This is a genomic window from Paenibacillus sp. FSL H8-0283 (genome assembly GCF_045040675.1).
Lineage (GTDB): Bacteria > Bacillota > Bacilli > Paenibacillales > Paenibacillaceae > Paenibacillus > Paenibacillus amylolyticus.
Window position 1 is genome coordinate 4,381,211 of record NZ_CP150295.1, and the last position, 17,115, is coordinate 4,398,325.

The 17,115-nt window shown below is 42.8% G+C and carries 8 protein-coding genes; all 8 read right to left on the reverse strand.

From position 1 onward, the window contains the following. Positions 1-9 precede the first annotated feature (9 nt). Entirely contained in the window at positions 10-963 is a 954-nt protein-coding gene (locus tag MHI52_RS19545) for a hypothetical protein (RefSeq protein ID WP_340984768.1), read from the reverse strand. 3 nt (positions 964-966) lie between these two features. Next, positions 967-2,028 carry a hypothetical protein gene (locus MHI52_RS19550; RefSeq protein ID WP_340984767.1) on the reverse strand — a complete coding sequence of 354 codons (1,062 nt, stop codon included), beginning with the start codon at positions 2,026-2,028 and terminating at the stop codon, positions 967-969. Between the two features lie 12 nt (positions 2,029-2,040). Continuing rightward, complete coding sequence (locus MHI52_RS19555) at positions 2,041-2,346, reverse strand: hypothetical protein (protein WP_340984766.1); 306 nt, start codon at positions 2,344-2,346, stop codon at positions 2,041-2,043. 46 nt (positions 2,347-2,392) lie between these two features. Further along, the gene (locus tag MHI52_RS19560) at positions 2,393-4,159 is read right to left on the reverse strand and encodes a hypothetical protein (protein ID WP_405157493.1); all 1,767 of its coding nucleotides are present in this window, start codon (positions 4,157-4,159) and stop codon (positions 2,393-2,395) included. Between the two features lie 59 nt (positions 4,160-4,218). Then, entirely contained in the window at positions 4,219-5,352 is a 1,134-nt protein-coding gene (locus MHI52_RS19565) for a hypothetical protein (RefSeq protein WP_405157494.1), read from the reverse strand. A gap of 16 nt (positions 5,353-5,368) precedes the next feature. Next, on the reverse strand, positions 5,369-10,024 hold the full coding sequence (locus MHI52_RS19570; protein WP_405157495.1) for a hypothetical protein: 4,656 nt from the start codon (positions 10,022-10,024) through the stop codon (positions 5,369-5,371). A 45-nt stretch (positions 10,025-10,069) separates the two neighbouring features. Next, entirely contained in the window at positions 10,070-15,868 is a 5,799-nt protein-coding gene (locus MHI52_RS19575; RefSeq protein ID WP_405157496.1) for a hypothetical protein, read from the reverse strand. Positions 15,869-15,969: 101 nt separating this feature from the next. Next, entirely contained in the window at positions 15,970-17,106 is a 1,137-nt protein-coding gene (locus MHI52_RS19580) for a hypothetical protein (protein ID WP_036607790.1), read from the reverse strand. Positions 17,107-17,115: the final 9 nt, after the last annotated feature.

Below are 17,115 nucleotides of genomic sequence, written 5' to 3' on the forward strand. Positions count from 1 at the left end.
AAACACCTCCTATATTTGGAAAAGTAACGCTCTTTGTCCACCACCAAGCAGTCTGGCTCCATGGAAGAACTTCGGTCTTGAATACACAGGAGCCAGGTTCGAATTGTGGTAATAACGTCCATAGTCTGTATTCGGATAATCCTGATCTACGACATGAAACACGTAATACTTGCCATCATTGCCAAGATCCAGGATCGATCCGTCCGGGTGCTGCGCACTGTTTTTAAATACAATGGAACGCATACCCTTGAATTCACCCCTAGCTCCTTCAGATGGATGATAGACCATAAAAGGCGTAACATAGTATCTTGAACCTACACCTGGAGAAGGGATGGACTCTGTCCCAAAATTGTACAGTGCGTACTCCGTTCCATTCCGTGAAGTCATCACGACACCTCTAGGAGTGTCATATTGATCTGATATGTTGTTATCCGAAGCGGATAAAGGCATATGTGGGAAAACGCCATAAAATTTGTTGGCAATCGCCGGGTCTTCTTGCTCTAAAGCCTGGCATTTGCCTAGGAATATTCGTACTGGGTAAGCTCGTTCCGGGTAGTTCAGACTCTCTCCGTGGATAAACAGTATGTCCTCATTCGTAATTACAGACCACTTATAGTTCACATTGTACTGCACGTTATGACACAAAAATGGCGTTTCCGTCATGAATTTATCTGTGTCCACTGGCGGATTTATGAATAGATCTGGTGATGCCACATTGCTTCCCAGGTTCTTCAGTCCCCAGCGAATGTTGACTCCTCTGGCGTGCGCCCATACACACATGGTAAAACGCATGGATGTATTTTTTTTATTGGTAAGCAGCGCGTTTCCCCAATTGGCATATGTCGTTTCGGCCGTATGTATGGTATCCCAGTAAGGATCGAGTGCATCTTTCAATGTGTTAACAAGCGTTGAAGTAAATAAGCTTAGCGTACTGGTAAACTCGTGTCTGCGAATCATGGTCATGCACTACACCTCCTTTTCGATCTCGAATAGCAGCACCCGTTGTCCGCCACCGAGAAGTAAGGGAGAGTCGAAGAAGTAGGGTTGGCCGGTGTAGTAAGCTCCATTGCTTGCATAAAAACCTTGATGTGTTGCGGGATGCTGTTGATTCATAACATGAAAAACATAATAGCGTTCGTCTCCAAGATCTAGAATAGAGCCATCGGGATACATACCTGCATCCCTTAAAACGGCTGTTCGAATACCATAAAACTCCCCACGAACACCTTCTGATTCATGCCATACATAGAAGGGCGAGATAAAGTACCTCCCACCCAAACCTGGAGAAGAGACTTGAGAGCTTGTTGAAAAATGATATAGAGCATTCGCTGTGCCGTTTCTTGATGTTCTCACATAGCCTCGCCCTGTACTGTACTTCAATTTGTCGTCCGACATATTCAAACCTAGAGGATAATGTCCGAAAACGCCTACAAAATCGTTAGCCACTAAAGGGTCCTCATTTTCGAAAGGTTTCAATTTTCCAAGATACAATCTTACTGGATACGCTACGTCAGTAGCATTCTGTGGCTCACCTATCATAAAAATATAATATTTTGATATGAACAAGCTCCATTTCCAGTATACATTTGGGGCAGTGCTTCTGTCGGAATAGGCCTCGTTTACGCAGGTGTTTAATGGTATTTCTGACACAGCGCCTACTTCAGTATAAAGATCCGGTTTAACTACTGAACCATTGTTTCTATATCCAGTTCTAAGTAAATAACTCCGTGTATAGTCATTAGTATAATAATTAGTATAAAATCTTGATATATTCATACTTATTGTAAAAAACAAACTTGGATCATTTTTATTTTTTGCCGTTATTGTGCCTTGGTTTCCTGTAAATCTACTGGTACTATTCCAGCTTCTTGGAATCGAGTATTCATTCGTTGTATTGTAATCCCATTCCCAGTTGGTATCTCCATATAACTCTTGGCTCACTGTTTTATAGAGTTCTGAAATAAATGTGGACGAGTAAGAATAAAACTCGTATCTTCGTAGCGCGCTTAGTAGAATGTTCTCAGCCACTCTAATACCTCCTTAAGTCCCGAATCTTAAACTCATGTCACGAAATATATGTTCCTTAATAACAGCAAACAAGACTGTTTTCACCATGTCGCTTCTCTCTCTTATGAGATTCTCTTGATAGGACTGCTCTTTTTCCCTAACTTCATTCTCCAACTCCACACCACTAGCAACCTCATAAATTTTAGGTAGCCCTTTAAGTGAAGGCAGAAACTTATGAGCCACATTATCAAACAGAATATTGCTTTCAAAAGCAAAGATTAGAATTTCAATTTCCTCTGTACTGAATGGCTCTAAGTGATTGCCCACTAATTTATCCATAATGGTATGTAGTGCAAATTTTACATCCTGCACGGTCCTCGTCACGTCAAATCACGACCTTTCTAATTTTTACTTGTTTGATGTTACCGCTAGCATCATATTCAAATCCCTTCTGAACTCCTTGGCCGTCATAGATCAAGGTCTCAGTCTTAACGGTACCATCTGCATTGTAAGTAAACGATGTTTTCTTCAATAGCTGTGGATTCAAATCTACTGAGAATACTTCTTCTGACTCAATGTCACCATTAGAGAAGTAGTTATATACGACATCCAGCTCAAGTGTACTTCCTTCAAGAAAGACAAGTCTCCTCCGGATGTCCGTGTCATCGAAGGTAGCACCTCCTTGAAGCACATAATACTCTGCACCATTGTTAATTTCGCGCAGTACTCTACCCGTAATGTCACGCTGATACTCAATGGACTTGATCTGTCCGTTACTCTCAGTAACCTCCTGTCGTTCCAGATTTCCATCCGGGCTATAGAAGTGCTCAATGGTGCGGTTGATCCCTCCATCAATCTTCTCCGTATGTACTTTTCCATCTGGATAATAGGTATATTCGGTTACCGAAGTGGTGTTAATAATTGACCCACGACCAATGACAGTTACTCGGGCTTCCTTGGGCACATCAAAAGTAAACCGTATAAGCGTATCATTATATTCAATGTAATCGTCTCCTGCATCCATGCGTATTCCATCCAGAAATACCTCTGCGGAATTTGAACCAATCACATATCTGGGCACTTGAAAATCTCTAGTCGTCGACAACCTGCTGTTAGGAGCAGAAGTAAAATGGAATACGGATTGATGCTCCATAGTACCTCGACTCTCAGCGAGTTCAAGACGACTCTGCATGTTGTCGAGTCTGTCCTTGAGAGCATCATAGACAACTCCGTTTTTATCTTCTTTTGAAGCCACAACTTCTTTAGCAGTTGCTTCTAATTGGACTTCCATCGCTTTGATCGCCGTATGATGTGTAGCAATTGTTGTGGTTTGCTCACCAACGTTTTTTTCCAGATCATCTACACGAATTCCCAATGCAGACATGTCATTTTCAACAGAACCCTTTGTTAAGAAATACCTGAAATCCAAAGCCGTGAGTGAAGTTGTTGGAGAAACTCCAACATCGAGTCCACCTATGATCATGGCATCCTTGGGCTCTTTTTGATCTGAGCTATAAGTGTACTCCCCATTTTCATGAAGAAAAATATAATATGTCGTATTGGCTTCAATGTCTGAAATGCTGAATGTCTGAGAAAACTGATCCACAATAACCTTGTTGATACTGGCTCGTCCTGCATTAATCGTAACTTGGACACTGTTATTTGCATCTAGGTACGTGGGGTTGGTAACACTGAGATCCTGAATGGGTTGCTTCACTACAACTTCAATCGCTTTCTCCAACGTGTCAAATCGATGATCTATGGATGCCTCTGCTCCACGTGCTTCTTTTATCTCCGTCTCCGCAAGACTCAATCTCTTCTCATGGTCATCCTGACTCTTGGAAATAGTATTGACATCTGCTCTTGCCGTCACAATATCCTGCTGAACATCATCCAATCGTGAGCTGTTTGAAATAACCTTAGTCTCGACATCGCCTAATCTCTGCTCATGATTTTTTACTGCGTCTCGGCTATCGTGTGCAGATTCTTCTACGAGTGTGATTCGATCACCTAGACTAAGCGCATTCCCTCTGGCTTCATCCAACTCTGCAAGATAGGAATCAATCTCATCATGCGTACGGACCCCAATATCACTTAATTCCTTATGACTCTTGGCGGATGATCGATGAGACTGGTTAATTCTTACTGACATTTGACCACCTCCATTCATGCCTTACATGATCTATACGTAATTACTCCAATACGATTAAGTCATATGTATGTCGAATACATCTGTAGCGAAAATTTGACCTGGGAAGCATACCTGTCTTGAGATTCTTCCCTTTCCATTCGCAGCCAGAATGGATAGGACGCTCCTGGTAGAATGGTAAACGCGGTGATCGAGTAGCTGAAAGACCCCGGAATGCCTTCAACATCAGGCGCAATCTGCACTTTATCCGTCCCGCTTGTGAGCGCAAAGGTTACATTTTTAAAGTCTCCTGATATCATGGGGTTCTTGGCAAACATTCGAACTTCTTGTGTAGCAGAACCACCTGCCGTTAAATAGCCTAGAAACCTATCCGTGTTGGGATAGAGAAGCACATCGAAATCTTCTCCTGTTTCAGGATTTGATTCTTTGTAATATAAATCTGGTGTAACCTCAAAATACATTAGGTCTCCCCTGTATAACTTTATAGAATCCATGGCCTGAAACCGATTTCCATCCGGAAGCCTAATCCCAAAATTACCCTCAAACGGATATGAATATGGATCCATGTTAAAATGTACAACCGTTTCTTCAGATCGGCATACCCTGGACTCAAGCACAACACCATTCTGATCGATTAGATCAACCACAGTTCCTTTGGTTAGATTGTCTACGGCAATAGATGTTCCTTTGTTGATTCGAATATACTGAATATGCATGGGGTGATCACCTTCACCCTTCAGATAAAGACCAATTTTAGGGGCTCCCACCAGTTCTACAGAACCAATGATGTTCCAAATCACGCCATCATCCGACCAATACGCCGTATAATAGTTATAATCTCGAATCAAACGTATCCACGGGTAAGTCTTCAGCAAAGGCTTTGGCAAGGACATATCCAAAAACTCTTCAATCTCCATGTAGTTATGTTCATCTACAAACACGATAACTCCACCGTAACATCCCTCTGTATCGGGATTGTAACTGTTCTTCACATCCATGACGAATTGCTTAATATCTGTCAAAGGTTTATAGAACATATACAGCGGATCTTGACCATGTTTGAGCACCAGGCTGCCACTACCCGCTTCATAGCGAGTAGCATCGTTAGGGAGTACTTCCCATTTGGAATCCAGGTTGGAGCTTACGAACGCATCCTCATAAATCCTGCCTGACTCTTTCAACCTCACAACACCCATACAGAACCTCCTTTCTTTACGTGAATAGCCAGATGCGTTTACCGATCACACACATCTTGGGCCTTGCTTTCCATACTTCCAGCAAACATTTAATAAGCGCTTCAACACACTTGTCTCCACCACCACCTTCGCAGTAAGGAATGACGTAGACGTCATCACATATCCAGTTGGTCAGCTCCATCCAGTCCAGATTAGCATATTCGTAACTACGCGTACCCACTTCCTGAAGTGAGGTGAACACCCATTTGAACTCATGTTTGCCTTTGGGCACTGGATGTGAAAATGTATAGTATCCACCCTCTTGGGTGAATGTTTTGATAAGCTCATCGTCAATGAAGAAATCCAGTTGACAATCAAATGGCTCAGGTACCCACACCCATCGTTCGTAGGCTTTGAAGTCATGCACCCGGAAGGTGGTTAGATATCGTTTTCCTGTCCAATCGCTGATTTGCCCCTTCTGATCTGTTGTAATCTCCACCTTATACTTGCTATATGGCTTGGGAGCCAGATCATTCAGTTCGAATGCACGATACCCATCCCCGTAATACTTTTCATCCCATAACACTTTTCCGTCCTCACGTGTAATTCTTACGCGCATATTACTGTTATCGCAACCGCCCATCCAGATCGGTTTATTATTCCAAACTTCAAAGTGAGTCACCTCAGCCCAGGATGGATCAACTTTGATAATATCATCAATATTCAGTTTCCCTCCCCAGATCATGGCGCCATCTCCCGGGCATCCTCGCTCGAATCGAACACGAACCTCGTAATTCTTTTTCTGATCTGAGGTATTCTCGACTTCAATTGAAATGATTTGATCATTTTCAGTTGTTACTTCTCGTGGTGGAATTAGTAGTTGACCGTCCTCGTAAGTTTCAATGACAATTTTGGTTCCTCGACAAGCCCTATCTCTATTCTCGTATAATCGAATAACGTCGAGCCAGGCATGACTGCCACCATCTGGCGCAGTCGTATCTGGTCCAGGTGGATTCCATGAATCTTCTCCTGGATGGGGAGATTTATCCTTTAGATATATCCCCCCCTTCGCATCAGTGCAATAAGCGCCCCAGGTCTCTGTAAAGCTCCCATTACTAAGCGTGAAACCACCAGCATCAAGACCCGTGGCGTTCGATGAGCCCTTATTTTTATGGAGTGTGTATGTAATGGTATATTTAGTTCCAGGTTCTAGGTTAGTTGGAATTTGGATGCTTTCACCTGTTTGGTTACCTGCTTCTACTTTCAATTTTCTAAGAAGGCTTTTTGCCCCAGTCTTAGTATTTGTCAATTCAACATCTACATAGGTTTTATTATCATAAATAGAGTAATTAACTAGTTTATCTCCGTTTTTACCGTTAGGATCTTCAGTTCGAATTTGAAGGTTCTTAATGGATGCATGATAAGGAATCCCTTTTGAATCTTCATCTTCGTCTTTCAAGGTATCCGTAAGTCCAATACACAAGGTATAAGTACCCGGCTCCTTAACAGTCACTTTTTTGTTAAAAGGTATTGCATCCTTCCACTGCTTATCAGTAATGGATTTGTAGTTAATTATTCCTTGGTTGTACCCTAAATTTTTCTTCTCATCTAAGATGACTACACCTTTTTTCGCCTCTACTTGTGTACCTTTGTAATACTGGACACGAAATCTGGCTTTCTCATCTCCATCAAATAGATAACACATATAATCGAAACTGATTTCAAAGCTTCCATTACAATAAAATTCAACGTAAACTTTTCTGGTGTGTTCACTTCCAAAATCTGAATCTTTATTACCTGGTCTGGTATTACGGACATCTATTGAGTAATAATTTAAATTTTTACCCGGCTCTTTTATTCCTGCTTCTGCTTTGAAAGTAGAATCTTTAAGCGTTCTTAATCCATATACCTTTAACTTTTGAACCGGGTATACAGTGAGATATTCCGAGAATTGAATTGTCCCAACGTCGGAAACAACAAAATCTCGTTTAATGGCTTTATTGTTCGTAACACCTATCGCATATGCTCCACCAGATCCTGAGAAGACCTGTCCCTGATTATAAGCCTTCCACAAAGCATTACGATCAGACTTACCTGAATAAAGCTTTTGCCCGTATTGAATGTCATGATTCTTGAACGAAGCTGGATAACACTCTTCTCCAAAAGGACTTTTAACTGCTATACCTGATTGATCATTACCGGTACCATTCCCTCCGGAATTTGCTGATCCATTTTCTGCTCCGCCTGTACTACCATTACCTGGTGCATACGCCTTACCATCCCGGTAAATCCAGCGGAAACTGTGACTCCCCGATGGTAATGGATACATACAATTTGTTCCATCGTCTCCATTGGATTGACTCCCTGTCCAGACTGAAACACCATCAATTTGAAGTTCCAGTTTCTCGCCGGTGTCAAATTCCCCTCCATACTGCCAGCAGATATATCCTGAGTTGTCTAACTGTGCTTCAAACTCGCATATGAAATCCTGATCATGACCTTGGGCCCACATCACGCCATCTCCGACTACAACTTCTTTCCAATCCCAACTCCCTATGAACCTCAATGCCTCATCATAGTTGCCTTCGTCATTAAATATCTCTTCAAACACGTTCTCATCTCTTGTACCTCCTTTATCAGGATTGTACGCGGGGTCCATTGCAGGATAAATACGCATATGCTCTTTTACACTAAACTTAGCACCAGGGTTCAACTCCGCCTTATACGTAATCGTATCTCCATGTTGTTCTGTCCTTGCACCAGCATCCGTAACATCCCAGTTCCTTGTCACATCAACATATGAGCCTAGCGGAGATAAGGTACGATATGTATTGCCGGTGTTGTTTCCATAGGTGAACGGTTTATCCATCTCATATATGAGTGGTTCTTCGGTCAAGCGATCTCGAATATAAAACTGTATTAAATTAATACCAGCCTCCAAAGGGATTCGTATCTGATCTCCGTGACTTTGCATGGTTGTATAATGTTCTAACATGCCGTTGACTGTTACCTCGAACGCTTCAGTAGTCCTCAATTGATGTGAGTAACTGAATAAAAACCAGCCATCATCATCTAAAATCACCTCTGTTTGGGCAATCATATCACCTTGCTTTGGTTCATCCAGACGCAATGTATCATTGTGACGAATCCAACTGGGATTTCCCGACATTGTCCATTGATAATTCCCAATCCCTTGTCCATAAAGACTGGGCTCCCAGTGATCAATTTCTTGAGGTGGACAAATGACCTCAACTACCCCTTTCAGGTCAATGGTCGTATCATGCCCTGCAACAATCTCATATTCAATTTTAGCCTGGTCGGTTTCCGTTTCTGAATATTCTCCATTTAGTATCCACTCCACACCATGCACTGATCGAGCATAGCTGCCATGATCTCCATCCCCGCGCTGGGTACGTTGAAGCATTTTATCGTCGAAAAACAACTCATAATCATGATCAGGATAGGGCTCTTCATCTACACCCATTTTGTAGGCAAATGAGATACTTCCGTTACATTCGTTGTCCAAATCCATTATCATAGTTTTCTTTCGTAAATCATCTGCAATAAATTGACCTTGAAAATGCGCTTGTGCCACACTTTGTGGGGATCTTACTACCCAATTACCGTACTCATGTACATGCTCCCCATCCAAATCATAATCCAGAGGCGCAGGCGGCTTGCGTGTATCCACAATCTCAACGACTTCAACATCCTTGATATAGATACCATTGTTCTGCCATACTTCGGGTCTCATTTTGCGGATTAACCAGTCGAACTTGTACATCTGTCCTGGCTGCAACGTAAATGCAGCTTCTTGCCATCCGTTATTCTCGCTCCATTCGCCCCCAACTTGCTGCCCATTAATATAGAACAGCATGCCATTACCGCGCTTGGCACTAGCCAGGTACTTGAACCTGATCTGTCCATAACGCTTCACACGCCAGTTAAATGTAATTTTGGATGAGTTGCCAATCTCCAGAAGCCCTAAATCCAGTTTTAAGATCATCTCTGATCCAGATTGTTCATTTCGGCCTACGGAGTGGACAGCTACCCATTCCTGATCCTCCGTCGATGATACATATCTGAAGAAATCAGGGAATTTATTTGAGAACGGGACGTCCTTTTTCATTGAAAAGAGCGGAATCTCATATACGGTTGCATCAAAATGATTAAAGTAATTCCCGCTAAAATGATGGTAGTAGGGTGCCGGACATACGGGCAATGATACACCATGATGACTACCGCCAGGCTTCTGAGCATTTTCAAGAATCTTGTGAATACAATCTTTAATCATCTGCAGTACTCGCTGATATTGTGTTTTATCTGGAGGCTGCTGTTGTTCTACCCACCATTCAAGCCTGCGATACATATTCCACAGTGCTTCACGGCATCGTACACTCGCATACCACGACTTATCTTTCAGATATTGCTCAATGATTTGATCAATACTATTTTCCAGTGCATCCAATTGAACCGTCTGCCATCGCCCTATCTGACCGTAACCTGGATCACCCAGAATAGGATTATTTTCTTCGCCATGCCGGTCCGTTTCACTCCTCGGTGCATTGGGACTCTGCGGTAAATACGCAGGGTTATTGGGGTTGCCGTAACTTTCGTCCGCAATCTTCGCTCTCATATTGGCGAACAATACACCTTTCTGTGATTTGGAGAACAAACCAAATGTATGACCCATACCAATCACCTCCCAATCTCTCTATACGACAAAAAGAGCACCGAGTTAATCGGTGCCCGTCAGATCATATTGCAATTTCGAGTCTGTGTAGATTTGGATTTTGTTTTTCATGACAGACACGGACAATGTATACCATTTATCCTTCTCCCACTTAAAGGGTTGCATCGGAGAACCCACTGCAGTTGGATTGCCAGCAACGATTTTATATAGCTGCATCGGCGTTCTCATATCCAGACTGTTATCGCTGTCTCCTCCATGAACCATAAACATCCAATAATTATGTTCATCGAAGTATTTGAAAATAATTCCTGCGCCATTCCCATCCGTACTTGCATCCACCTTGAAATCAATGGAGAACTTATACGTCTCAGCCAGGAAATTATTGCGGTACCATCCACTGATGTCCTTCGTATCTGCCTTGGAATAAAACTTTCCAAGCAATGGATCCCGATCCCAATCGCCTTGACCGAATTTAGTCCAATCGTCTGATTGGGATAATTCCAGTGCATCCATATCCTTGGAATACGGATAGTACACATTAAATGGATCATTCGGATCATAGTCCTCCGGCACACCCAAACCACCTTCCCAATCTTCAGGATCCATCCCTCGATCGAGCAGATCTTCCGAGTAATCGAATATAAGACCCTGTGCCATGGTGTCCATCATCGGAATGTAAGCATCAGCGGTTTCACGTTCAGCCACCGGATGATCAGTCAGTGTGAAGCTCTCACGTGGTTCCATCTTGGCTTCGTGATACATTTCCATAAGATGAGCTGTTCTCTCGGGAAGGAACGCGTGCAACTGTTCCAGATACTCTGCTCTTTTCTCAGGTCTTTCAGCGAAAATAAAACCTGTGATGACTTGAGAACAGCGTTCTTCAAATGAAGCCATGAGAGAATCAGGATCTTCAATTTCAGACAATCTGGCGTTTGCTGTTCCAGTCGGCCACTCTCTTTCTATGCTAGATTCACGTTCCTCTGTTATCCCTTCAAAATCATCTTCACTAAGATAACCCGGGTCTATTAACTTACTGCCAAAACTCTCGCCGTCATTAACAATGTAACTTGTGTATGGCAGACTATTTCCGTAACTTAACTCCTCACTGGAGAAAGCAAACCTCTGGAGTGTGGTACCATATATCCCATCAAAATGCTCACCGGCTCGCTCATCCCCAACGCCACTTTCCATTTCATGTAAATGACCATATCGATCTATTTTCTCCGCTGCGAATTGCTCCCAATCCAGAGTCGTGCTTCTTAACAAGTTCATTCCAGAATCCAATTGATGGTTATACGCGTCATAAGAACTTCTGGAGCTCATGAACGAATTATCTTCAATATGAACGTCTCTCGTTTTAAGGTAAGCATATTCGCTTCGGATCAGGTCTAGCTGTTTATATTGGAAGCCAACCAGTTCCATGTCCAAAATGGATTCATTAAATTCCTTGTTTCCGTAGAACATGTCCTGATCCAACGATCCATTTCGCAGTTTCACTACATCATTGATCGTCTCATGGGTATGCGCCCATCTTTCAGCTTTTACCCCCAAAAGTTTGTCATGAAGGAATGCTGACCTATCCTCTTTATTTAACTCAAGCGTTTGGATCAAATCAGCTTCATTACCGTTTTTAAACGCATGAATTTGCTCATCAATAGTGGAATCTTTGGCATTTTTCAGACCGTACATGTTCTCTTCCAAATATCCATATTGCGGTTTGTCAGCGAGCAGATTCTCTTCCATATTGCCGTACTGGGGTTTGTCCGCTGAGAGTACAATCTCTGTTGTTCCATACTTCAAGTTTGTTCCACCAACAATCTCAACTGGAACATCACCGTACTTCAGATTCGTTCCGCCAACAATCTCTACAGGTATATCTCCATAAGTGAGCCCCGTCCCACCCACAGATTCCACTGGAACATCTGCATATTTCAGATTTGTACCGCCTAGTGGTAACGTGAGGTCAAGGTAACCATTTTGCGGTTTATCCGCTATAAGTTGTTCTTCAAGATTAGCAATCTTTTCAATCGTGCTATCAGTTGTCTCATGAAGGTAAGCGTCATGAGTATGCTTGTATGCAAGAATCACATCATGATCCAGTGCTGAATCCTTTTTACTCTTTATCGAATCATAGATCAGTTCGACCAAGTCAGTATCTCTGATACCTTTACCACCGTACCAACCCTCACCATGCAATTCACTCAAGCGTAACTTGACAACTTCACTCTCAATTTCATGAACTGATGCCTCTTTCACGATTCTTGTAAAATGGTTATCTTCAAGCATGAGGGATAATCTGTTCATGTTATCCGAAATGATTTCAACGTTCAATTGTCCTTTGCGCATGATTGAATGAGCCGTCAGCATATCGTCAAGATTCGCAGATTTCATTACAGTAGTGGCTAGAGATATCTCATCTTGCACCGATCCATATCGATCTACCCTAATCGCTTCAGGAGTAATATTTACCAACGTGGATTCCCAAGCTTGCCGCATACCTTCGTTAAACTCAATATCCATCGCACCTTCTCTTGCCCACGATGAACCAAGCGTATATCCAATCTCAGCTACTCCATCTCGATATTTCGAGCTGCTTATGGAATAATCCTCGCTGAGCAGCGCAGATCTCCATTCCATAGTTGCCAGTGAGTAATCGATATCAATAGCTGCCTGACGTGGTTCAATCATGCCAATAGAATAGCTCTCATTCAAATACAACTGTCTGATCTTGGCTGTGCCTATGGAGTACTCACCACTGATTAAACCTTCTCTTATTGGATTAGTAGCCATAAGTTGTTGATCATACGAGTATCCCTCACGAGTCTTTGACGTTCCAATAGCATATTCGCTGTTCAAAAGCATCTGGCGTAAGTTCGTGCCACCCATGGTGTATTCATCATCAATTATTCCATATCGATACCGGGAAACCCCGCCCATATTAAATTCGGTATGAATCACACTCTCACGGTTCATGTTGGAACTCACGATATGATGGTCGAGAGCCATTCCGTCCCGTTTATATTTTGCGCCTATCCCGTACTCATCAAAGGTTTGTCCTCTGCGTTCAACTTGACTTCCTTCATACGCTGGGTCATCCGGGAATAATCCTCCTCCAGGATTCAGGTAACCTAATGAATCTTCAAACTCAATAATAGCCGGTCTTGCATTAAAATCTGCGCCGTAAATGACTTCCGTAATTTCGCCATGCTGATCTTCCTTTACTTTCACTCCCTCGAAAACGTCTGTCTCTAGAGTAGAATTACGTCTGTTCAGTTCAGCCGATCGAGTTTCATCCTCAAGTACTGTTATGCTCAAATCTTTGGATGCTTCTGAGAGTTCCGTCCCTATATCACCAGGCTGAGATTCCTTCGCACCTTCGAAATTAAAGGAAATGATGCCTGATCTGCTTCCTACTTTGTCAGCTGATAAGATCCCACAATCGATTAACGCATCTACCCGCTCTCTAACCCCAGCCAAAAACGGTTCATCAAAATAAACCGAAGCGCCTGCATTATTCACAGCTTCCATCATCATTTCCAGGATGACTGCCGGACTGTTCTCCAAGATCTCCCCTACGATAAATTCCTCGTCCAGATATCCAGGGTATGCTTTATTCCCCAACCATCCTCCACCAACCAAATTGTCCAAAAGCTCATCCCGAATCATGGTTGGTCGACTATTATCTCGGATGGATTGCAGGGTCGTTTCCAGATGTAACTTTTTACGATCTCTATGTGATAAAAGTGGTTTCTCTGTCAGATGTACATGCTTCTGTTCGTCGTTCTTTCCATACGAATTTAGCTTTTCGAGCATGGTAGAACGTAATAATTCTTTGTCAGCCAAATGGTCCTCAGACTCAGGTAACCACAAATCATGAGCCAACGCTCTTTCTGCCGTTGTTGAACCAGCCGTATAACTTTCAAAGGATGCTTTTCTTTCTGCACCTTCTTCGCTGTTCGGGATGAACAAATTCCTTTTTTCTGTTTTTGCAGTATGGAACTTGTCCTCAATATAGCTATCGAACTTGCTTTCCCTTTCACCAAGTGATTGCTTGTTGAGTATTTCAAGAGCCTCTGCAGTCACTCGTTTGCCTAACCTACTCTCCCTCTCTACATACCCAGGAACCTTACTGATCCTTCTGCTCTCCTGCAAATCTCTGAAAACAAAACCGTGCTCCTTACTTTCACGATAAGCCTGTTCTGCATGACGGTCCACCTCACTATGAACCACATAAATTCGTCGTGCCTTAGGATGCTCGTGCTCAATATACATTTTCTCCAAATAAACTCTTTGCCCCGTAGTCAGATCACCCATGACGTTCATATCTTCCGCTTGATCTCGAACAGCCCAAGGAAATTGCCTTTCCACATCCGTAATAGTCCCTATATCTCTGGATGCCAAAATGATACCGGATGCTGTAGTTGCCGGATGTTTGTCTATAATTCTGTGAGCTTGGAGCGGATGCCAAAGGGTATCACTCGGACGAAAGACTAACGCATTTCGATGTTGGTCACGGCTGCTTTGACTGAGATCATCATGAAAGTAAAGTTGCTTGTTGACTTCTCGCGTACTTCTCATTTCGGTATGTAGAACAGTCGGGTACTGACGATCCTTCAGTTTGGCAAGTACATTCTCGTGAGTTGTCATTTCATTCTTAATAACCCTCGTAGCATGATTCAGTTGTGAAAGAAACATATTCTCTTCGTTGTCTCTCATTGCTTGAACAATTTTGCCTGTAGTCGTTCCACCAAACGTTGTTGCTCGCACAGCTGTTCCCAGTGTATGCATGAGTGTCAATTGTGAAATGTTATCCACTCTTTGGGCTAACGGCAACGTCCGATCAAGGTGCATATACTTTATTTCCTGAAATCTACGAATATAAGCAGTCGACATATCAGAGAAAATGGATAATTGCTGATGATCATCTACCCTTTTCCCAATCATGGTAGCTTGATCAGCAAATGTTTCTTTATGATCATCACGTAAACCTAACAGGTCCTGATATAGAATTTCCACATCTTGTTTGCTTACTTTCCGGGACTGGAGACTTCTCTCAAGTTCTGTACTTCTGAAGTGGTCTTGAATGGCTTCTAACAAAAAGTCATTTTGTGCCCGGCGTCCAATGATCTTCTCCACTTTCTCGAAAACCTCTGCCACATCCATATCCGGTTTATCGTTTCGAACAGAGTGTATCAATTGTTTAATCACCAGTTCAGAGCTGTTATCTTGCTCTGCACTATCTGCATAGTCCGCAATCATCCCAAATTCACTAACCCTGAAACTGATTTTTCCAGGCTCCAGCTTATCCAGATTCTTAACAAAGTTACGAGTTAAACCCAAATTACGGACAATCTTTAGCTCTTTATCGTTATCTACGCGCCAGCCCTCTGACATATCTTCAGGAATGAATGAGTCCTTTAAACCTCCGGGCCTGTGGCCTTCATCGTGATGATCCATCTCCAAAGCTTCAATTAAAGCAGACCGCTGCATTTCAAACGAAAATTCCATGACATCGCCTTGCTTGGTAGCTGAGCTCGATCCTTCCATGGAACTGTGTAAAAGTCCTTCTTTATCCTGTTCAGCATCACTTAGAACAATAAATCGTTCTTCTCCTTCCAGATCCTTGCGAATCGCTTCCACAAGTTGATGATTAAATCCATGAGAGATCGATCTTGCCATGTAAAAATCAAGCATCAGGACACTTGGATACCGGCTGTAAGGCATGTATATAAATCGATAATCCTCAGGCCTGCTTCCTGTAGTTCCGACTGTAAACAGGTAACCGTACTGAGTTGTCGTGTAATCTATAACGGTGAAATCAAACTTATTGACTACTTGACTCACGTCACTGCCCCCTTCCAACTAAAAAAAGGGAACCCCTGAGTGGAGTCTCAGAAAGTTCCCTCTCACTGAATCTATACGACTCAGCTTTGATTCAGTTTAACTTACGCCGTATAACGGACTTCCTTCAGAATAGCCACACCCATGCGTTGGTTGGCAGACAGATTCATGAAATTCTGCGCCGTATCGGTATCAAAGTAACGATACACCTCTTGGTCCCAAGACTTGCCTTCCACATCAATAATTAACTCATCTAGATGAAGGATATTATGCTTCGTAACCGCGATGCAGTTATCGAATTGACCGCGGTAGCCCTCGTAAGGGTGAACCACGTAGATCGGAGACAAGTGATATTTGGATGTCCATTTGGACGCTTGGAAGCCTTGAGGCTCCAGTTCCAACCCCGTATCCCCCAATTCCGGATCTTGATAAGCTTTCCCCTTCGGTGGAGCTTGAGTAATAAAGGAGGGATAGTGTTGCTGGAATTCAATACCTGACTTGGTTTTCAACATCTGAAGTGTGTTGTTACCTGCAGAAGTATATTGACCGTAGTAATACGTTCCTGTTGTTGCAATCTGAGAGATATCTGGTTCTTCGATTACTGCTCCAGCTGTCAGCATTACGTTTCCGTCTACGTCATTCAGGTTGTATTTGAACGGTTTCAATGCACCTGCATACAGGAAGGATTTTTTGTAATCAAGGAAGTTTACTGCTGGGTCCGCAACGAGAACCATCGCCAAACGATTGTTCATGACATTTACATACATGTATACAGGTTTTTCTTTATTCCGATCCGTTGGTGTATAGTTTTCCAGTGCCCATTGGTAGAGTACCGGATGTCCTGTTAGCTTGAATGTAGGGCGAGTGGTAACTGGTAGTGTAGTTGGTTCGCTGCCTTCCAATCCTTCAAGCAGCTGAACAGTCAACGTACTATGCTCCTCATAGGCTGGAACTGGTGCAACGACGCGTGGTACCAGAGCATGATTAATGAAACTTACATAGAAATGTTTAGTAATCGGTGTTGCTTGTGTTCCAATGGTCATGATCCCGCGAAGAATAAGTTCCTGAATACGGTCACTACTGTCCTTTTCTTCGTAAAATACTTCCCACAGATTTTGTTCCTGAGACTCGCCTGCTGTGGATTCAAATGGGAAACTCTTAAACCCTGTAACTTCCTCTTTCAGTTTTGTCAACACGTCCTGTGAAGTAGTGATTGTTTCTACATATTTAAAATTTGCCATTATGTAATC